Source organism: Streptomyces sp. URMC 124 (assembly GCF_051386455.1).
Classification (GTDB): domain Bacteria; phylum Actinomycetota; class Actinomycetes; order Streptomycetales; family Streptomycetaceae; genus Streptomyces.
Genome location: NZ_JBPQTS010000024.1, coordinates 36,317 through 54,862 on the forward strand (window position 1 = coordinate 36,317; position 18,546 = coordinate 54,862).

An 18,546-nucleotide genomic window follows, 5' to 3' on the forward strand; every position below is an offset into this window, starting at 1 on the left:
GCCTTGAGTGGGTTCGTACCTGGGTCCGAGCCTACGCCGGGCAGGCGCTGCACACCTGTGGGGCGGGGGCGCTCAAAGGGTGAGTGCCCCCGCCGGGGCCGATCCCGCCGGAGGGCCTCAGCCCGACAGGCGCACCGGCATGATCAGGTACTTGTACGCGTCGTCCGCCTCGGCGTCGAGCGCGGGCTTGCCGCTGAGCAGCGCCGGCTTCGTCGACGTCGTGAAGGACAGCTGCGCGACCGGGGAGTCGATCGCGGAGAGGCCCTCCAGCAGGAAGCCGGGGTTGAAGGCGATCGAGATGTCGTCGCCCTCGAGCGCGGCGTCCACCCGCTCCACAGCCTGTGCGTCGTCGCTGGAGCCGGCCTCCAGGATCAGCACGCCCTGCTCGAAGCTCAGCCGCACCGGGGTGTTGCGCTCGGCGACCAGGGCGACGCGCTTGACGGCCTCGACGAAGGGGGCGGTCTCGATCACGGCGACGGAGTTGAACTCCGTCGGGAAGAGGGTGCGGTACTTCGGCAGGTCGCCCTCGAGCAGCCGCGTGGTGGTGCGGCGGCCCGCGCCCTCGAAGCCGATCAGGCCCTCGCCCTTGCCGGAGCCGGCCAGGGCGATCGAGACGGAGTCGCCGCCGCTGAGGGACTTGGCGGTGTCCAGCAGGGTCTTGGCGGGCACCAGGGCGACCGCGGAGATGTCCGGCGTCTCGGGCTTCCACATGAACTCGCGGACCGCGAAGCGGTAGCGGTCGGTGGAGGCCAGGGTGACGGTGTCGCCCTCGATCTCGACGCGGACACCGGTGAGCACCGGCAGGGTGTCGTCACGGCCGGCGGCGATGGCGACCTGGGCGGCAGCGGCGGCGAAGACCTCGGCCGGGACGGTGCCCGTGGCCGTCGGCATCTGGGGCAGGGCCGGGTACTCCTCCACAGGCAGGGTGTGGAGTGTGAATCGCGAGGAGCCGCAGACCACCGTGACGCGCACACCGTCGGTGGAGATTTCCACAGGCCTGTTGGGAAGTGCGCGGCAGATGTCGGCGAGGAGACGGCCGGAGACGAGGACGGTGCCGTCCTCCTCCACGTCGGCGTCGACCGAGACGCGGGCCGAGACCTCGTAGTCGAAGCCGGAGAGGCTCAGCGAGCCCTCCTCGGCCTTCAGCAGAAGGCCCGCGAGGACGGGCACCGGCGGACGGGCCGGGAGGCTGCGGGCCGCCCAGGCCACTGCCTCCGCGAGTACATCGCGCTCCACCCGGATCTTCACCGGAAACCGCCTCCTGCTTGTTGCTGGCTCGCCCTGCTGGCGTCTTCGTCGGCTGCTTGCCGGAGACCAGTCTGACGCACACCGCTGACAGCTGGTGCGTCTCGGGGTCAAGTCGGGTCGGAGGGCGTGGCGCGGCCCGCGGCCGAGTTGTGCACAGGACCCACTTCGAAACGAGTTCCCCGCTTGATCTCTGTGGTCGTAGTAGTAGGGCCTGTGGAAACGGTGGACAACCGTCTTTGCCCAGGTCAACGCCAGTTTTTTGTCCACCGGGCCTGTGGGTGGGGGCGGTGGATAAGCGGGGTGTTCTGTGGACCGCGGAAAGTTCTGCACAACCGGTGCACAGGCAGGGCGCACTTCTCCCCAGGGCTGTCCCCAGGTTTACCCAGGTTCCCCACAGCCCAATCCGGCACCTTGGTGTGACGCGCTTCACTCGGTGCGGTGAGCTCGGGCGTTTCGTTGCCGAACAGTGGACAGGGGTGTGGAAAGGCTGTGTACAACATCCACCGGCCTGTGGGCCGCCGGTGGACAACGCGCATGCCTCCTTGTGGGTGACTTCTTTGTCCACAGGCTGTGGAATCTCGTCGGCCACAAATCCACACGCCGCTGACCTCGCCTGATGGGCTATCAACAGCCTCCTCTGTGGACAGCATCTGGACAACTTCACAGTCCCCAGCGTGTGGACAGCCGGTCGGCAAGGAATCTGTGGAGAACCCCGGGTACGGAGCACGGAATCGAACAGAGCCGTCCACGGCTGTGGATGCCGAGCGGCCGCCGGAGAGGCCGTCAGGAGTCCCCCAGAAGTCCCCCAGAAGTCCCCAAGGAGCCCCAAGGAGTCCCAAGGAGTCCCCAGGACCGCGAAAAGGGCGCTTCGGGAAGCGTCCTGAAGCGCCCTCAGACGTCCTCGCGGCCTGGTCAGCCGTTCTTGATGCGGTTCGTCAGCTCGGTCACCTGGTTGTAGATGGAGCGCCGCTCGGCCATCAGCGCACGGATCTTGCGGTCCGCGTGCATCACTGTCGTGTGGTCACGGCCGCCGAACTGCGCACCGATCTTCGGCAGCGAAAGGTCCGTGAGCTCGCGGCAGAGGTACATGGCGATCTGTCGCGCCGTCACCAGCACGCGGCTGCGCGAGGCCCCGCACAGGTCCTCCACGGTGTGCCCGAAGTAGTCCGCCGTCGCGGCCATGATGGCCGGCGCCGTGATCTCCGGCGAGGCGTCCTCGCCGCCCGGGATCAGGTCCTTGAGGACGATCTCGGTCAGGCCCAGGTCGACAGGCTGGCGGTTCAGGCTCGCGAAGGCCGTCACCCGGATCAGCGCGCCCTCCAGCTCGCGGATGTTGCGCGAGATGCGGGAGGCGATGAACTCCAGGACCTCCGGCGGGGCGTTGAGCTGCTCCTGCACCGCCTTCTTGCGCAGGATCGCGATCCGGGTCTCCAGCTCCGGCGGCTGGACGTCCGTGATCAGGCCCCACTCGAAGCGGTTGCGCAGCCGGTCCTCCAGGGTCACCAGCTGCTTCGGCGGCCGGTCGGAGGACAGCACGATCTGCTTGTTGGCGTTGTGGAGCGTGTTGAAGGTGTGGAAGAACTCCTCCTGCGTCGACTCCTTGCTCGCCAGGAACTGGATGTCGTCGACCAGCAGGATGTCCATGTCGCGGTAGCGCTTGCGGAACGCGTCCGCCTTGCCGTCGCGGATGGAGTTGATGAACTCGTTGGTGAACTCCTCCGAGCTCACGTAGCGCACGCGCGTGCCCGGGTAGAGGCTTCGCGCGTAGTGCCCGATGGCGTGCAGCAGGTGGGTCTTCCCCAGACCTGACTCGCCGTAGATGAAGAGCGGGTTGTACGCCTTCGCCGGCGCCTCGGCCACCGCGACGGCGGCGGCGTGCGCGAAGCGGTTGGACGCGCCGATGACGAAGGTGTCGAAGAGGTACTTGGGGTTCAGCCGCGCGGTCGGCTCGCCCGGGCCCGGTGCCGGGGCGGGCTTGGCCGCCAGCGGGCCGGGGGCGCCGCCGGCCGGGGGCCGCTCGCCGCGCTCGCCGCCGCGCGGGTGGCTCTCGGGCAGATCGCGGCGCTGCTGCTCGTACGGCATGCGCTCGGGCGGCTGCGCACGGTACTCGGACGCCTGGTCGTACGAACCCTGCTGGTCGTAGGGGCCGGGCTGCTCGTACGACTGCTGCTCGTAGGAGCCGGCGCCGTGCTGCGAGGCGTACGGATCGCGTTCGCCTTCAGCGAAGCCGCCCAGGCGCTGCTGCTGCCAGCTGTAGTCGTTCCGGTCGCCCCGGTCGCCCCGGTCGCTGCGGTCATTCCGGTCCCCGCGCTCCGCGCGGTCGCCCGGGGGAGCCACCGGGGGGCCGGAGGGGGCCGAGTGGCGCGGCCACGCGCCGGGCTCGGGGCGCTGCTGCTGGTAGTCCGGATAGGCCGGGCGCACGGACGGCAGGTCGTCGGACGGAGCCTGGCGGCCGTAGCTCTCGCGGCCCTCGTAGGCGCCGGTGTCGTAGCCCTCGTAGGCGTCCCGGCCGTCGTAGGCGTCGCGACCGTCGCGGGCCTGGCCGGCGCCGCCGCGGCCCGTGGGCTCCTCGTAGCGGGACTGCTGCGGGGCCTGGGGGCGCTCGGCCGGGGGCTCGCCCGCGGAGTCGTCGACGGTGATCGCGATCCGGATGGGGCGGCCGCACTCGCGGCTGAGCGTCTCGCTGACGATGGGGGCCAGCCGGCCCTCCAGCACGCCCTTGGCGAATTCGTTGGGCACGGCCAGCAGGGCGGTGTCCGCGACGAGGGCCAGCGGCTGGCACCGCTTGATCCAGTGCTCGTCCTTGGTCTCGACGCCCTGGCCGCGCTTGTCCCGGCCCTCGCCCAGGAGCTGGTCGAGCACGCGCGGCCACACTGCGGCAAGATCGGCAGGCAGGTCAGCCACGAGGCACGCTCTCTCAGTCACTGGGGGCGCCCCGTGAGTCCCACGAATGTGTGGTTCTCGGGACGGGCGGGAAGGATTCGGAGTTCAGCCACGGTAGTCAGCCCGCGGTGGGTGGTTCAAGTCGTTGTCCACAGGGTGTGTACAAATGTGCCATGGGGCGGGGCGTGTCGTCTCACCGGCCCGCGGCGGGCTACGGTGTATCCCTGGTGCGCTGCCGGTTTGACCGAATGGCGTAGCCGCGCGTACCGTGACCAGGTCGAGTTGTCGATGGCTGCTGCCGCCTGCCTCCGATGGGCAAAGATCGTGTCGAGTCTCTGATGCGGTCATGAAGCGGTGCACTCGGGCGTTGCGAGCTTCTCGTGGGCGCACGGTGACAGCCAGGCGATGTCCCGCCACCACCGATTCATTTCTGGAGCCCCCGAGTGAGCAAGCGCACCTTCCAGCCGAACAACCGCCGCCGCGCGAAGACCCACGGCTTCCGCCTGCGCATGCGCACCCGTGCCGGCCGCGCGATTCTCGCGTCCCGCCGTGGCAAGGGTCGCGCCCGCCTGTCGGCCTGAGCAGCCTGACCAATAGGTCCATGCCGTGCTGCCTACCGACAATCGGCTGAGGCGGCGCGAGGACTTTGCGACCGCGGTGCGCCGAGGACGCAGGGCCGGGCGCCCGCTCCTCGTCGTCCACCTCCGTAGCGGTACAACGGACCCGCACACACCTGGGGAGAATGCTCCCCCGGTGCGTGCGGGTTTCGTCGTCAGCAAGGCCGTCGGCGTCGCCGTTGTCCGCAATCTGGTGAAGCGCAGGCTTCGCCACCTGATGCGTGACCGGCTCGATCAGCTGCCCGCCGGTAGCCTGGTGGTGGTACGGGCCCTGCCCGGCTCGGGCGAGGCGGACCACGATGAGCTGGCCCGTGATCTTGACACCGCACTGCAGCGGCTGTTGGGAGGGGCGCCGCGCCGTTCCGATCCCCCCGAGGGCACCCCCCGGGACCTTGGCCGAAGCCAGGGAGGGAGCGCACGGTGAAGTATCCGCTGCTGTGGTTGATCAAGCTCTATCAGTGGACCATCAGCCCACTCCTTGGGCCGGTCTGCAAGTACTACCCGTCGTGCTCGCACTATGGCTACACCGCCATCGACGTGCACGGCGCGGTCAAAGGAACGGCGCTCACGGCCTGGCGCATCCTGCGCTGTAATCCGTGGTCGCTCGGTGGCGTCGACCACGTACCTCCCCGGAAGCGTCCGGTCTGGCACCAGCGGCTGAGGAGCCGACTGGGCGGGCACCCCGCCTTGGGGCCTGCCGCACAGCCCGAGACTCAGCCCAACGCCCAAGGAGCCTGATTCGTGGACACGATCCTCGGTCCTCTTTATTACGCAGTTTCCTGGATCATCGTCCAGTTCCACTCGCTGTACGGCCTCGTCTTCGACAAGGACAGCGGCTGGGCGTGGGGTCTGTCCATCGTCTCCCTGGTGGTCCTGATCCGTATCTGCCTGATCCCGCTCTTCGTGAAGCAGATCAAGGCCACGCGGAACATGCAGGCGCTCCAGCCGAAGATGAAGGCGATCCAGGAGCGCTACAAGAGCGACAAGCAGCGCCAGTCCGAAGAGATGATGAAGCTCTACAAGGAGACGGGCACCAACCCTCTCTCGAGCTGCCTTCCGATCCTGGCCCAGTCGCCCTTCTTCATCTCGCTGTACCAGGTCCTGAACCACATCGCGCAGGGCAAGACGGTCGGCTTCATCAACCAGGAGCTGCTCGACAGCGCGCAGAAGGCGCACATCTTCGGCGCCCCGCTGTCGGTGAAGTTCCTGGACTCCGCCGCGAAGATCGAGTCCTTCAACGCCACGGTGACCGACGTCCGCGTCGTCACCGTCGTCATGATCATCCTGATGTCGCTGTCGCAGTTCTACACGCAGCGCCAGCTCATGACGAAGAACGTCGACCTCACGGTGAAGACGCCGTTCATGCAGCAGCAGAAGATGCTGATGTACGTCTTCCCGATCATCTTCGCCGTCCTCGGCATCAACTTCCCCGTCGGTGTCCTCGTCTACTGGCTGACCACCAACGTGTGGACCCTGGGTCAGCAGATGTTCGTCATCCGGCGTAACCCCACCCCGGGCAGCGTCGCCTTCAAGCAGCGCCAGGACCGCCTGCGGGCCAAGGGCAAGCTCAAGGAGGACCCGGCCGAGGTCGAGGCGAAGAAGGCGGTCGAGGCCGCCCGCGCCAACCGCCAGCAGCCCAAGCGCCAGACCAAGGCCAAGCGCCAGGTCGCCGCGCCGGGCGCCACGGCCGCCACGGCCGCCACGACCGCCGCCTCCACCGAGGACAAGCCCTCGCTCGAGAAGAAGTCCTCGCTCGAGAAGAAGCAGGGCACGGACGCCAAGGAAGCCAAGGACGCCAAGGGCGGGAAGCCCGGGCAGGCCGGCGGCGGATCCAAGTCCGGGCAGCGCAAGAGCGGCCCGCAGCGGCCCAAGCACCCCTCCAAGAAGTGATGAAGGAGTCCACCGTGACGGACACGCAGCGCCAGACCAGCGGTGTCGCCGCCGAGGGCACCGACACCCTGTCCCGCCTGGAGCAGGAGGGCGAGATCGCGGCCGACTACCTCGAGGGTCTGCTGGACATCGCCGACCTCGACGGTGACATCGACATGGACGTCGAGGCCGACCGCGCCGCGGTGTCGATCATCAGCGACTCGACCAGCCGCGACCTGCAGAAGCTGGTCGGCCGCGACGGCGAGGTGCTGGAGGCGCTCCAGGAGCTCACCCGTCTGGCCGTGAACCGGGAGACCGGCGACCGCAGCCGCCTCATGCTCGACATCGCCGGCTTCCGGGCCCGCAAGCGCGAGGAGCTGGCGAAGGTGGGCGCGCAGGCGGCCGCCGAGGCCCGTAGCACCGGTGCCGCGGTCAAGCTGGACCCGATGACCCCCTTCGAGCGCAAGGTCGTCCACGACGCCGTTGCCGCCGCGGGCCTGCGCAGCGAGTCCGAGGGCGAGGAGCCGCAGCGCTTCGTCGTCGTCCTCCCCGCCTGAGTCCCTCTCGGTCTCTTCGATCCCACTTCTAGGTGTGTCCGGCCCCGTCTGCTCGCAGGCGGGGCCGATCCTTGTCAGCCTGATATTCAGACTCTGATTTCTCAGTGATTCTCAGAGAGACGTCGTACGGAAGGACGGTTTCCCGTGGATGAGGCAGCGGAGCTCCCCCCGGCGCCCCCCGAGGCCCGGGAGGTTTTCGGTGACCGCCTGCCGGAGGCCGTTCGGTACGCCGAGGTGCTCGCGGACGCGGGCGTCCGGCGCGGTCTCATCGGTCCCCGCGAGGTCCCGCGGCTGTGGGAGCGCCACCTGCTGAACTGCGCGGTGCTCGCCGAGGCCGTCCCGGACGGCGTCTCCGTGTGCGACGTGGGCTCGGGCGCCGGCCTGCCGGGCATCCCGCTGGCCCTGGTCCGCCCGGACCTCCAGATCACCCTGCTGGAGCCCCTGCTCCGCCGTACGAACTTCCTCCAGGAGGTCGTGGAGCTGCTGGGCCTGGACCACGTCACCGTCGTCCGCGGCCGCGCCGAGGAGATGCTCGGCAAGGTCGAGCCGGTGCACGTCGTCACGGCCCGCGCCGTCGCCCCGCTGGACCGGCTGGCGGGCTGGGGCGTGCCCCTGCTGCGGCCGTACGGCGAGATGCTCGCCCTCAAGGGCGACACCGCCGAGGAGGAGCTCAAGGGCGCCCGTGCGGCCCTCAGCAAGCTCGGCGTGGTGCGGACCTCGGTGCTCCAGGTCGGTCAGGGCGTGGTGGACCCGCCGTCCACCGTGGTCCGGGTCGAGGTGGGGGAGAGCCCGGGCGGTGTGCGCTTCGCCGCCAAGCGGGCCAAGGCCGCGGGCCGCTCGCGTCGCCGTCGCTGAGGGGTCAGCTGAGGTCGCCTGGGGTCGCCCGAGCGCCTCGGGTCACCCTGGGGGAGCAGGGCCAATGCTCCATACAACCTGCCAAACCTACCTGTAGCGGAGTGTCGCCGCTCCGGTGCACAGCGTGCGCTGCATCGTGTTTCACGTGAAACGACGCTCATTGCTGCAGGGAATCATCGACCGGGGTCGCGCGGTTGTACCGCGCGGCCAGCGGGCGGCTGAGTACACCGGTGCATCCACAGGAATGCTGGATTCATCCACAGGAGAACGGGCCTCGCTGGTTCACAACCCCGAAAGCATGGCAGGCTCTGTCCATTGCGAGCCTGATGTCGAGGAGAGTGAATCCTTGCGGTCCGACGCCAATATCGCGGGGCCGATGGCCGACCCGGTCCCCGGCCCCCGCCCCGCCGACTCCGAACCCGGGATGGAGCTTGTTTCACGTGAAACGCCCCCTCCCCCGATGCCCAGGCCGGAGCAGACCCGGGTCATGGTGGTCGCCAACCAGAAGGGCGGCGTCGGTAAGACCACGACGACCGTGAACCTGGCGGCCTCCCTGGCTCTCCACGGCAACCGCGTACTGGTCATCGACCTCGACCCGCAGGGCAACGCCTCGACGGCTCTGGGCATCGACCACCACGCCGAGGTGCCGTCGATCTACGACGTCCTGGTGGACAGCAAGAAGCTCGCCGATGTGGTGCAGCCGGTCGTCGACGTGGAGGGGCTCTTCTGCGCGCCCGCCACCATCGACCTGGCGGGCGCCGAGATCGAGCTGGTTTCGCTCGTTGCCCGCGAGAGCCGGCTGGACCGTGCGATCAAGGCCTACGAGCAGCCGCTGGATTACATCCTGATCGACTGCCCGCCCTCGCTCGGCCTGCTGACGGTCAACGCCCTCGTCGCCGGCGCCGAGGTGCTGATCCCCATCCAGTGCGAGTACTACGCCCTGGAAGGCCTCGGCCAACTGCTGCGCAACGTCGAGCTGGTGCGTGGGCACCTCAACCCCCAGCTCCACGTCTCGACCATCCTGCTGACGATGTACGACGGGCGGACCCGGCTGGCGTCCCAGGTGGCCGAAGAAGTGCGCACCCACTTCGGCCACGAGGTGCTGCGGACCAGCATTCCGCGTTCCGTCAGGATCTCCGAGGCGCCCAGCTACGGACAGACGGTCCTGACGTACGACCCGGGTTCCAGTGGCGCGCTCTCCTACCTGGAGGCAGCCCGGGAGATCGCGCTGCGGGGGATCGGCGTACGTTACGACGGCAGTAGGGCTCACCTGGTGGGCCGCCAGCAACAGCAAGACCAGCACAGCATGTCGGAGGGGCTGCAGTGAGCGATCGACGTAGAGGACTGGGCCGTGGGCTCGGTGCCCTGATTCCAGCGGCGCCGAAGGCATCGGAGAGCGCTGGCCCCGCGGGGGGCTATGACGCCACGTCTCCCACCGCGGTGCCGGTTCTCGCGCCGGAGCGGGGGGTGGCGGCCTCCAAGGTGACGGCGCTGCCGGTGAAGGACTTCACCGTTTCACGTGAAACGGATGCGGAGGCGCTTCGCGCCGAGGCCGCGGCCGAGACGTCGGCGGAGACGGTGGCCGGGGCGTACTTCGCGGAGCTGCCGCTGGACGCTATTACGCCCAACCCGCAGCAGCCGAGGGTGGTCTTTGACGAGGACGCCCATAGGGAGCTGGTCCACTCCATCCGTGAGGTGGGCCTGCTCCAGCCCATCGTCGTCCGCCGTCTGGCCGCGGGCAGCTACGAGCTCATCATGGGCGAGCGCCGCTGGCGGGCCTGCCGGGAGGTTGGCCTGGAGCGGATCCCCGCGATCGTCCGGGCGACCGAAGACGACAAGCTGCTGCTGGACGCCCTGCTGGAGAACCTGCACCGGGCCCAGCTGAACCCGCTTGAGGAGGCTGCCGCCTACGACCAGCTCCTCAAGGACTTCGACTGCACGCATGACGAGCTGGCCGCCCGGATCGGGCGCTCGCGCTCGATGGTGACCAACACGCTGCGGCTGCTAAAACTGACGCCCGTCGTGCAGAACAAGGTCGCTTCCGGTGTCCTGATGGCCGGCCACGCCCGCGCCCTGGTGGGGGTGACCGACCCTGAGGAGCAGGAGAAGCTCGCCACGAAGATCGTGGCCGAGGGGCTGTCGGTGCGCTCGGTCGAAGAGATCGTGAAGCTGATGGACCCGGAGAAGCGTAGCTCCTCCAAGCCCAAGGGTCCCCGGGCCGGCGCCCGGGTCTCTCCGGCGCTGACCGATCTGGCCACGCGTCTGTCCGACCGCTTCGAGACCCGGGTGAAGGTCGACCTCGGGCAGAAGAAGGGCAAGATCGTCGTCGAGTTCGCCTCGATGGAGGATCTGGAGCGCATCCTCGGCACGCTCGCCCCGGGTGAGGGCCGGGTGCTGGAGCAGAAGCTCTCCCGCGAGGACGAGGACTGACAGCAGGAGCTGACGGCAAAGGGCGGGTTGTGTTCCACGTGGAACACAACCCGCCCTTTGCCTTGTCCTGCTGTTCGCTCAATCCCGGCACGGATACGATGCGTTGGGGTATGGCGCAACCACGTTGACACAGTTCGCGGAGGGGCGGGGCCATGCGATGGGTGAGCCGGACCGGACTGATGGCAACAGGCTTCGGCCTGGGAGCAGTCGGCGGATTCGTCGGCAGCCTCCTCCAGGAGCGGAGCGCGCTGAGCGCCGCCCGGAGTGTGGCACGCGATGGAAGTGAGGAAATGGCTCCATGGGGCGTCGGCTCGTACCGCTCACGCTGGACAATCTCCCGGACCTCCCCCAGCGTTGTCGCTCCTGCGTCTTCTGGGAACTGGACCCCGTCAGCGGTGAAGCCGCGCTGAAGGCGGGGCGACCGGAGCTGGAGAAGGAAGCCTGGATCTCCGGGGTCCTTCTGGAGTGGGGTTCGTGCGGCCGGGTGGCCTACGTGGATGAGGTCCCGGTGGGCTTTGTGCTCTACGCGCCGCCCGCCTATGTCCCCCGGTCGGCCGCATTTTCCACCAGCCCTGTCGCCGCGGATGCGGTCCAGCTGATGACCGCGTGGCTCACCCCGGGCTTCCAGGGCCAGGGGCTGGGCCGCATGATGGTGCAGACCGCCGCCAAGGACGTCCTGCGACGGGGTTTCAAGGCCATCGAGGCCTTCGCCGACGCGCGCTGGAAGGAACCGGCCTGTGTGCTGCCGGCCGATCACCTGCTGGCCGTCGGCTTCAAGACGGTGCGGCCGCACCCCCGCTATCCGCGGCTGCGGCTGGAGCTCCGTTCGGCGCTCTCCTGGAAGGAAGACGTCGAGCTCGCGCTGGACCGTCTGCTGGGTGCCGTGCAGAAGGAGCCGGCGCTGCGGCCGCTGTAGTGGCTGTCCGCGCCGCCCGGAGAGTGGTGGTGCCGACGCTTACGCGTGGATGAAGCTGCTCAGCTCGCGCTCCAGAGCCGCCTTCGGCTTGGCGCCGACGATCGTCTGGACGACCTCGCCGCCCTTGTAGACGTTCAGGGTCGGGATCGACATCACGCCGTACTTGGCGGCGGTGTTCGGGTTCTCGTCGATGTTCAGCTTGACGATCTCGATCTTCTCGCCGTACTCGGCCGCGATCGCCTCCAGGGAGGGGGCGATCTGGCGGCACGGACCGCACCACGCGGCCCAGAAGTCCACCAGCACGGGCTTGTCGCTCTTGAGGACGTCCTCGTCGAAGGTCTTGTCGGTTACAGCCTTGAGAGCCACGGGGGTCTCCTCGTCTCTTTCTCTGCGCGGGGCGGGGGGAGGGGGGGTGAGTCAGGCGGTCTTCTCGGGCTCGCGCACGTGCTCGCTGTCCGAGAGGGAAGCGAGGAAGCGCTCGGCGTCCAGCGCCGCGGAGCAGCCGGTGCCGGCGGCGGTGATCGCCTGGCGGTAGGTGTGGTCCACGACGTCACCGGCGGCGAAGACACCGGTCAGGTTGGTGCGGGTGGAGGGGGCGTCCACCTTGAGGTAGCCCTCGTCGTCCAGCTCCAGCTGGCCCTTGAAGAGCTCGGTGCGCGGGTCGTGGCCGATCGCGATGAACAGACCGGTCACCGGCAGCTCGGAGGTCTCGCCGCTCTTGAGGTTGCGCAGGGTCAGGCCCGAGAGCTTGTTCTCGCCGTGGATCTTGGCGACCTCGCTGTCCCACACGAAGGAGATCTTCGGGTCGGCGAAGGCGCGCTCCTGCATGGCCTTGCTGGCCCGCAGGGTGTCACGGCGGTGGACGACGGTGACGGACTTGGCGAACCGCGAGAGGAAGGTGGCCTCCTCCATCGCGGTGTCACCGCCACCGATCACGGCGATGTCGTGGTCCTTGAAGAAGAAGCCGTCGCACGTGGCGCACCAGGAGACACCGCGACCCGAGAGCTCGTCCTCGCGGGGCAGGCCCAGCTTGCGGTGCTGCGAGCCGGTCGTGACGATCACGGCCTTGGCGCGGTGGACGGTACCGGCGGAGTCGGTGACGGTCTTGATCTCGTCGCTCAGGTCGACCGCGACGATGTCGTCCGGGATCAGCTCGGCGCCGAAGCGCTCGGCCTGCGCCCGCATGTTGTCCATGAGGTCCGGGCCCATGATGCCGTCACGGAAGCCGGGGAAGTTCTCGACATCGGTGGTGTTCATCAGAGCACCACCGGCGGTCACGGCGCCCTCGAAGACCAGCGGCTTCAGCGAGGCGCGGGCGGTGTAGAGCGCGGCCGTGTAGCCCGCGGGCCCGGAGCCGATGATGATCACGTTGCGGACGTCGCTCACGGGAGTCTTCCTTGTCTGCCGACTGCTGTCTCGGTCCTTGAGGGGTTCACCCCACCCAACGGATCCTACGGGGCAGGCATTCCCGCGGGTGCCTGCTGCGGCCGGGACGGCTCAGAGACGCGGCAGCGTCTCGGTCAGCAATACCTTGCCCGGTGTCGCGGAGCCCGCGTCGACGCAGGTGGCGGAGACCACATAGGCGTCGACGAGCTCGGTGTCACCGGGGTGCGGCAGGACGACGAGGTAGGCGTCCTCACCCTGATAGGTGTCCGGCTCGGAGGCCAGCGCCCGCTCCGGGCGCCCGATGCCCTGCTGGACACAGTAGGGCGCTGTGCCGCCCGGGGCGCTCAGTGTCCTGTCCGGCGCGCCGCCGTCGGCCTCGGCGGTCTTCCCCCGGGGCTCGGTGGGGCTGAAGGACAGGGGCTTCAGGAGAGCGTGCACCCGTTCCGCGAGATCACCGGAGCCGAGGTGGGCGGCCGCCGACGGGCTGCTCCTGCGGTCCGTGGAGGGGCCCGCCGTGGGCGCGTCCGTTCCGCCGGACTGCAGGAAGATGCCGCCCACGACGATCACCGCGGTGACACAGGCACTCCCCAGGAGCACGGTGGGCCAGCGGCGAGTGCGCGGACGACGGGGCTTACGGGACGGTGCCGGAGCGCCGGGGCCGGTGGAGGCACGGGGACGCCCCTGGGGGCGGGTGACGGTTTCACGTGAAACCGAGGCTCGTGCCGCCTTCTCCCCCGTCTCTTCCTCCTCGGTTTCACGTGAAACCGAGGAGGAAGAGACGGGGGCGTTGAAGGAAACGGGGACGCCGAAGGGCGGTGTGGTCGAGTCCAGCAGCGCCTCGGCAGCGAGTGCCGCGTCGATGCGGCCCGCGATGTCGGACGGCATCCGGGGAGGGCCGGGCAAGGTGCCGAGCACGCCGCGGATCTCGTCCAGGGAGCTGCGGACGTCCTCGCACAGCTCGCACGCCGCCAGGTGCTCCCGTACGTCCGCGGTGCGTGCCGGCGAGAGCACCCCCTCGGTGAGCGCGGAGATCTCCGCGACCTCCGGGTGCCCATCCGTGCCGGTCATCGAAGTCACGCTCGCCCACCTCCGCCCTTCACTGGATCTGCGTCGCTCTGTCCTGCCGGTGGTGGGACGGACGCCCCCTGCGACCGGTTCCTTCCCCCGTCGAGCGGTGGGCTACCCCTGCCACCGGGACGCAGATGGGTGAGGATCGGCAGAAGCCGTGCCCGCCCTCGCGCGCAGCGGCTCTTCACGGTGCCGACGGGAACATCCAGCACTTCGGCCGCCTCGGCGACGGGATAGCCCTGCATGTCCACCAGGACGAGGGCGGCGCGCTGGTCGGGCGGGAGGGTGGCAAGGGCCTGCAGCAGCTCCCGGTGCAGGTCCCCGCGCTCCGCGGGGGCGGCCGCGGACTCATGCGGCTCGATGAGCTGTTCCAGCCGCTCGGTCTCGGCCAGCGGGTCGGTGCGTCGTGACGCCGCCTTGCGTGCCCGGTCCAGACAGGCGTTGACGGTGATGCGGTGCAGCCACGTGGTGACGGCGGACTGCCCGCGAAAGGTGTGCGCGGCGCGGTAGGCGGAGACCAGGGCGTCCTGCACGGCGTCCGCGGCCTCTTCCCTGTCGCCGAGGGTGCGCAGGGCGACGGCCCAGAGACGGTCCCGGTGTCTGCGCACGATCTCGCCGAAGGCGTCGTGATCGCCGGCCACGTGCCGGGCGAGGAGATCGGCATCGCTGAGTCCGTCACGCAGGACGTCGTCCACCGTCGAGCCCCCTGAGGTCCGTTCCGAACGTCAGCCGGTGAACTTCACGTTGGTGATGCCCTGCTTGTAACCGTCACCGGCAAAGGTCGTCGCGTCAGGGCCAGAGTAGGGCGCTGCCGTGATCCACAGGACGACGTACTGAGCCTCGACCGGCTTCTTGAGGGAGAGCTTTATCGAATCGACCTCGGTCTTCTTGGTCGTGAGCTTCGTCAGCGACTTCACAGGCTCGGAGCCGTTCAGGGACTTCGCCGAGTAGAGCGACACCTCGGTGTGGTCGCCGCCGTAGAGGAACTTGATGTCTACGGAGTGGAGCTTCTGCTTGCTGCCGAGGTCGTAGATGATCCCGACGCCACCCTTGTACTGCTTCAGGGACGGACCCTGGAGGTAGCTGCGCGACCGCCACGTCTTCGAGGGGTCGTCGTACTTGGTGTAGGTGTTCTTCACCAGGTCTTCGTGCTGCGGGGTGCCGTCCGGGGCGTACTCCCGCGCGTCGACGACCTTTATCTCTTCGCCGGTCGGCTTCGAACCGTCCTCCCCCGTCGGCTCGGAGATCTGCGGGTGGTCCCCCTGCCCGTCCTTCAGGAGCGTGTCGGCGAGCTGCCAGCTGGCCAGGCCCAGGGCGGCGATCAGCAGGGCGGCGACGCTCCACTTGAGGGCGCGGCCCGTGCGGCCCTGCAGCGGAGGCGGCGGAGGCGCCGGCAAGGGGCCCGTGGGGCTGCCTCCGTGCGGCGACTGCCGGCCGTAGGCGTGCGGGCGGGGGTAGCCGCCCGGCGGGGTGGTGAAGGACGGCTCCGGAGGCCGGATGCGCGGCATGGCCGCGACGGCCTTGGACAGCTCCTCGGGGGTCGTGCACGGCTGCTCCTGCCGCGAAGCGGTGGAGCCGTCGTTGACGAGCGCGCGCATGGCGAGCTCGGAGAGGCCGCGGTGGACGCCGGCGCGGACCTGGTCGGGGGCGATGAGGCCGACGCCCTTGGGCAGGCCGGGCAGCCCGTGGGCGCTGTCCTCGTAGGGCCAGCGCTGGGTGAGCGCGGCGTAGAGGAGCGCACCGATGGCCTCGGTGTCGGTCCGCTGGGGGTGGTCGGACGTGATGCCCCGCAGCGCCGCCATGACGGCCAGGCCCCGGATGCGGTACTGCCCGGTGCCGGTGCGCAGCACGGAGCCGGGGTGGAGGCGCAGGTGGGCGAGGCCCTCGCGGTGGGCGGCGGCCATGGCCTGGGACACCTGGCTGACGAGCTGGTACGCGTCGTGCGGCTCCATGGGGCCGGAGGCGAGGACGTTGGTGAGCTCGGTGGCGTCGGGCAGCCACTCGTGGACGACGTAGACGAGGTCGTTCTCCTCGACGGCGTCGAGGACCTGGACGAAGCGGGGGTCGCCCAGGAGGGCGGCGGAGCGGGCGGCGGCGAGGACGGGTCGGGCACGCGGGTGGTCGGCGGGCAGCAGATGGACGCCCACGGCGCGGCGGAGCTTCTCGTCCACCGCACGCCAGCTGCTGAATCCCTCCAGACGGGTGACGCACTCCTCCAGGCGGTACCGCCTGGCGAGCTTGTGGCCGCTGTGCAGTTCGGGCGTGGTCTGGGCGTCACGGGCGGGCTTCTTGCCGTCCGCGCGCCCGCTGTCCTTGTGGGTGCCGGCCTTGATCGCGGCCTCCGCCCCGTCGGCCGTGGCCTTGCCCGCCTTGGCGGTCAGCGGCTTGCTGCCGCTGTTGCCTGCCACGTCGACGGCAGCTGTGCTCCGTTCTGCCACCGTCGTTCCTGCCTCCCCATCCGTTGCACGCTGTCCACAGCCAAGACAATTGTGCCCACAGTCCGGCGCTATGCACGACACACGGCGGCGGGCGAAGGTTGTGCTCCCGTCAGCGTCCGATACGCCCGCGGACCATACCGACCATGGCCGTCAGCTCCTCGATCCGCATGCGCTTCGCGGCGAGGTAGAAGACGCCGAGCAGAACCAGACCACCGACGGTCAGGGAGGCGAGCGACCCGGGCACGCCCTGGCCGAGGACCTGCGTGATGCCGTAGGCCGCGGCCCCGCCGACGAGGGCCGCGGGGATGCACGCACCGGCGAGGCGGGCGTACGTCCGGACGACGCGCGAGCCGTCCAGATCGCCGCCGAGGCGGGTACGCAGGCGGCGCCACGCGACACCGACGCCGACGGCGTAGCCGAGGCCGTATGCGGCGGCCATGCCGGCGACGGCCCAGCGGGGCGGCAGGACGAGGTAGCTCAGGAACGAGACGGCCGCGTTGACGGCAGCGACGATCACCGTGTTGTAGAAGGGGGTGCGCGTGTCCTCGTAGGCGTAGAAGCCACGGAGGATGACGTACTGAGCCGAGTACGGGATCAGGCCGAGGCCGAAGGCCATGAGGATGTAGCCGATGTTCGTCGCGGCGTTGGTGCCGCTGCTGCCGAACATCAGGGTTGCCATGGGGATGCCGAGGGCCAGGAAGGCGAAGGCGCAGGGCACGATCGCGACGGCCGAGGTGCGCAGGCCGTGCGATAGGTCGTCCCGGACGGCGGAGGCGTCGCCGTCATGGGCGGCGCGGGAGATCCGGGGGAGCACCGCGGTCATCACCGAGACGGTGATGATGGCCTGCGGCATCTGCCAGAGCTGCAGCGCGAAGTTGTAGGCGGTGATGCCGGTGCCCTCTTGGTGGGCCTTCTCCGCGAGCGAGCCCGCCTTGGTGGCGAGCTGGCTGACGACGATCAGGCCGAGCTGGTTGGCGAGGACGAAGAAGAACGTCCACTTGGCCAGGCCCGCGGCCTTGCCCAGGCCCTGTCCGCGCCAGTCGAAGCGGGGGCGGATCCGGAAGCCGGCGTCCCGCAGGTAGGGGAGCATCGCGAGGGCTTGGACGACCAGGCCCAGCAGGGTGCCGATGCCGAGCAGCCGGACGCCCTCGGGCGTGATCGTCGCCGAGGTGATGCCCGTCGACTCCGCGGTGCCGAAGGCCCAGATGAAGGAGCCGAAGGTCGCGATGATGATGATGTTGTTCAGGACCGGGGTCCACATCATCGCGCCGAAGCGGCCGCGCGCGTTGAGGATCTGCCCCATGACGACGTGCACGCCCATGAAGAACATGGTGGGCAGGCAGTAGCGGGCGAAGGCGACCGCCACGTCCATGCGGGTGGGGTCGTCGGCGATCGTCGGCGACATCATCTGGATGAAGAGCGGTGCGCCCAGCACACAGACGGTGGTGACGCCCGCCAGCAGGACCACGACGAGCGTCAGGAGGCGGTTGGCGTACGCCTCACCGCCGTCGTCGTCGTTCTTCATCGCGCGGACCAGCTGCGGGATGAAGACGGCGTTGAGCGCGCCGCCGCCGACGAGGATGTAGATCATCGTCGGCAGGGTGTTGGCGATCTGGTAGCCGTCGTTGAGCGAGCTGACGCCGATCGCCGCCGCCATCACGAGGTTGCGCCCGAAGCCCAGGAGGCGGGAGACCATCGTGCCGGCGGCCATCAGGGCGCTGGACTTCAGCAGGCTCGCGGCCTTGCCGCCCTTGGCCGGCGCCGGTGCCGCGGACGCGGCGGGCTCCGGCTCCGCGGAGGGCTCGGCGGCCGGGACCTTCGGCGGCGGCACGGGGGAGCCGTACTGCCCCGGTGCCGGGATCTGCTGCCCCGGCGGCCGCGGCGGCTCGTAGGGCTGCTGCTGGTCGCGGTAGAGGTGGGCGAAGGCGTCCCGCCGGGGGCCGTCGTCGCCCTGGCGGTCGAAGCCGTCGACCGCGGCGAACTGCTTGGTGGCGTCGTCGTCGCCATGGGCGGGGAAGCCCGCCGGGGCGGACGGGCCGGACGGGGCCTGGGGCCACGCCCGGGCGCCCGTGTCGGGGCCGGGCTGCTGCTGCAGCGGGTAGGTGTTGCGGTACGCGCCGGGCGGCGCCGGCGGCGCGGCCTGGTCGTACAGCGCGTCGCTCACCGGGTCCTGGGCGGCCGGGTCGTGCCCGGGGTAGGGCTCGGAGGCGTAGGCGTCCCGCAGGTAGGGATCCTGGGCGTACGGGCCCTGGCGGGGCGTGCCGGGGGCAGCCGGGGGC

General features: G+C 69.9%; 16 protein-coding genes and 1 pseudogene. 9 read left to right on the plus strand and 8 right to left on the minus strand.

Annotated elements, in window-relative coordinates; translation table 11 throughout:
* Positions 1 to 117: 117 nt before the first annotated feature.
* Both dnaN and dnaA read right to left on the minus strand, forming a co-directional pair.
* A complete protein-coding gene (dnaN, locus tag ACSNOG_RS07550) occupies positions 118 to 1,248 on the minus strand; it encodes a DNA polymerase III subunit beta (RefSeq protein ID WP_436751763.1) in 1,131 nt (376 codons plus the stop codon).
* 912 nt (positions 1,249 to 2,160) lie between these two features.
* Entirely contained in the window at positions 2,161 to 4,152 is a 1,992-nt protein-coding gene (gene dnaA, locus ACSNOG_RS07555) for a chromosomal replication initiator protein DnaA (protein ID WP_436751764.1), read from the minus strand.
* Between the two features lie 422 nt (positions 4,153 to 4,574).
* Here dnaA and rpmH point away from each other — a divergent pair, with 422 nt between their 5' ends.
* From rpmH to ACSNOG_RS07600, 9 genes and pseudogenes are all read left to right on the plus strand, one after another.
* Positions 4,575 to 4,712 (plus strand): 50S ribosomal protein L34, encoded by a 138-nt coding sequence (rpmH, locus tag ACSNOG_RS07560; RefSeq protein WP_003949374.1) that lies wholly within the window; start codon positions 4,575 to 4,577, stop codon positions 4,710 to 4,712.
* Positions 4,713 to 4,737: 25 nt separating this feature from the next.
* Positions 4,738 to 5,106, plus strand: a pseudogene (gene rnpA / locus ACSNOG_RS07565) (ribonuclease P protein component); the annotation flags it as partial.
* A gap of 62 nt (positions 5,107 to 5,168) precedes the next feature.
* Positions 5,169 to 5,486, plus strand: coding sequence for a membrane protein insertion efficiency factor YidD (gene yidD / locus ACSNOG_RS07570; protein WP_190023301.1), 318 nt, complete (start codon positions 5,169 to 5,171; stop codon positions 5,484 to 5,486).
* A gap of 3 nt (positions 5,487 to 5,489) precedes the next feature.
* Positions 5,490 to 6,638, plus strand: coding sequence for a membrane protein insertase YidC (gene yidC / locus ACSNOG_RS07575; RefSeq protein WP_436751765.1), 1,149 nt, complete (start codon positions 5,490 to 5,492; stop codon positions 6,636 to 6,638).
* Between the two features lie 14 nt (positions 6,639 to 6,652).
* The gene (locus ACSNOG_RS07580) at positions 6,653 to 7,174 is read left to right on the plus strand and encodes a protein jag (RefSeq protein WP_246430412.1); all 522 of its coding nucleotides are present in this window, start codon (positions 6,653 to 6,655) and stop codon (positions 7,172 to 7,174) included.
* 144 nt (positions 7,175 to 7,318) lie between these two features.
* Positions 7,319 to 8,029 carry a 16S rRNA (guanine(527)-N(7))-methyltransferase RsmG gene (rsmG, locus tag ACSNOG_RS07585; RefSeq protein ID WP_436751766.1) on the plus strand — a complete coding sequence of 237 codons (711 nt, stop codon included), beginning with the start codon at positions 7,319 to 7,321 and terminating at the stop codon, positions 8,027 to 8,029.
* A 298-nt stretch (positions 8,030 to 8,327) separates the two neighbouring features.
* On the plus strand, positions 8,328 to 9,356 hold the full coding sequence (locus tag ACSNOG_RS07590) for a ParA family protein (protein WP_436751767.1): 1,029 nt from the start codon (positions 8,328 to 8,330) through the stop codon (positions 9,354 to 9,356).
* The gene (locus ACSNOG_RS07595; RefSeq protein WP_436751768.1) at positions 9,353 to 10,459 is read left to right on the plus strand and encodes a ParB/RepB/Spo0J family partition protein; all 1,107 of its coding nucleotides are present in this window, start codon (positions 9,353 to 9,355) and stop codon (positions 10,457 to 10,459) included. The genes ACSNOG_RS07590 and ACSNOG_RS07595 overlap by 4 nt, the downstream gene beginning before the upstream one ends.
* A gap of 298 nt (positions 10,460 to 10,757) precedes the next feature.
* Positions 10,758 to 11,375, plus strand: coding sequence for a GNAT family N-acetyltransferase (locus tag ACSNOG_RS07600; protein ID WP_382040060.1), 618 nt, complete (start codon positions 10,758 to 10,760; stop codon positions 11,373 to 11,375).
* A gap of 39 nt (positions 11,376 to 11,414) precedes the next feature.
* Here the strand turns inward: ACSNOG_RS07600 and trxA are convergent, their stop codons facing one another.
* From trxA to murJ, 6 genes are all read right to left on the minus strand, one after another.
* Positions 11,415 to 11,741: a thioredoxin gene (gene trxA / locus ACSNOG_RS07605; protein WP_436751769.1), complete on the minus strand. Its 327-nt coding sequence runs from the start codon at positions 11,739 to 11,741 to the stop codon at positions 11,415 to 11,417.
* Positions 11,742 to 11,792: 51 nt separating this feature from the next.
* Positions 11,793 to 12,761 carry a thioredoxin-disulfide reductase gene (gene trxB / locus ACSNOG_RS07610; RefSeq protein ID WP_436751770.1) on the minus strand — a complete coding sequence of 323 codons (969 nt, stop codon included), beginning with the start codon at positions 12,759 to 12,761 and terminating at the stop codon, positions 11,793 to 11,795.
* Between the two features lie 111 nt (positions 12,762 to 12,872).
* Positions 12,873 to 13,829, minus strand: a complete 957-nt coding sequence (locus ACSNOG_RS07615; protein ID WP_436751771.1) for a zf-HC2 domain-containing protein — start codon at positions 13,827 to 13,829, stop codon at positions 12,873 to 12,875.
* Positions 13,830 to 13,834: 5 nt separating this feature from the next.
* Positions 13,835 to 14,524: an RNA polymerase sigma factor SigM gene (gene sigM / locus ACSNOG_RS07620; RefSeq protein ID WP_436751772.1), complete on the minus strand. Its 690-nt coding sequence runs from the start codon at positions 14,522 to 14,524 to the stop codon at positions 13,835 to 13,837.
* A 30-nt stretch (positions 14,525 to 14,554) separates the two neighbouring features.
* Complete coding sequence (locus ACSNOG_RS07625; protein ID WP_436751773.1) at positions 14,555 to 16,267, minus strand: protein kinase family protein; 1,713 nt, start codon at positions 16,265 to 16,267, stop codon at positions 14,555 to 14,557.
* A gap of 109 nt (positions 16,268 to 16,376) precedes the next feature.
* Positions 16,377 to 18,546: murein biosynthesis integral membrane protein MurJ (gene murJ / locus ACSNOG_RS07630; RefSeq protein WP_436751774.1), on the minus strand; the 2,170-nt coding region annotated here is incomplete at its 5' end.

Bases quoted from the DNA above. Each gene is read 5' to 3' on its own strand.
- ACSNOG_RS07615 (WP_436751771.1), bottom strand. From the start codon at position 13,829: ATGACCGGCACGGATGGGCACCCGGAGGTCGCGGAGATCTCCGCGCTC.
- ACSNOG_RS07600 (WP_382040060.1), top strand. From the start codon at position 10,758: ATGGGGCGTCGGCTCGTACCGCTCACGCTGGACAATCTCCCGGACCTC.
- ACSNOG_RS07590 (WP_436751767.1), top strand. From the start codon at position 8,328: ATGGCAGGCTCTGTCCATTGCGAGCCTGATGTCGAGGAGAGTGAATCC.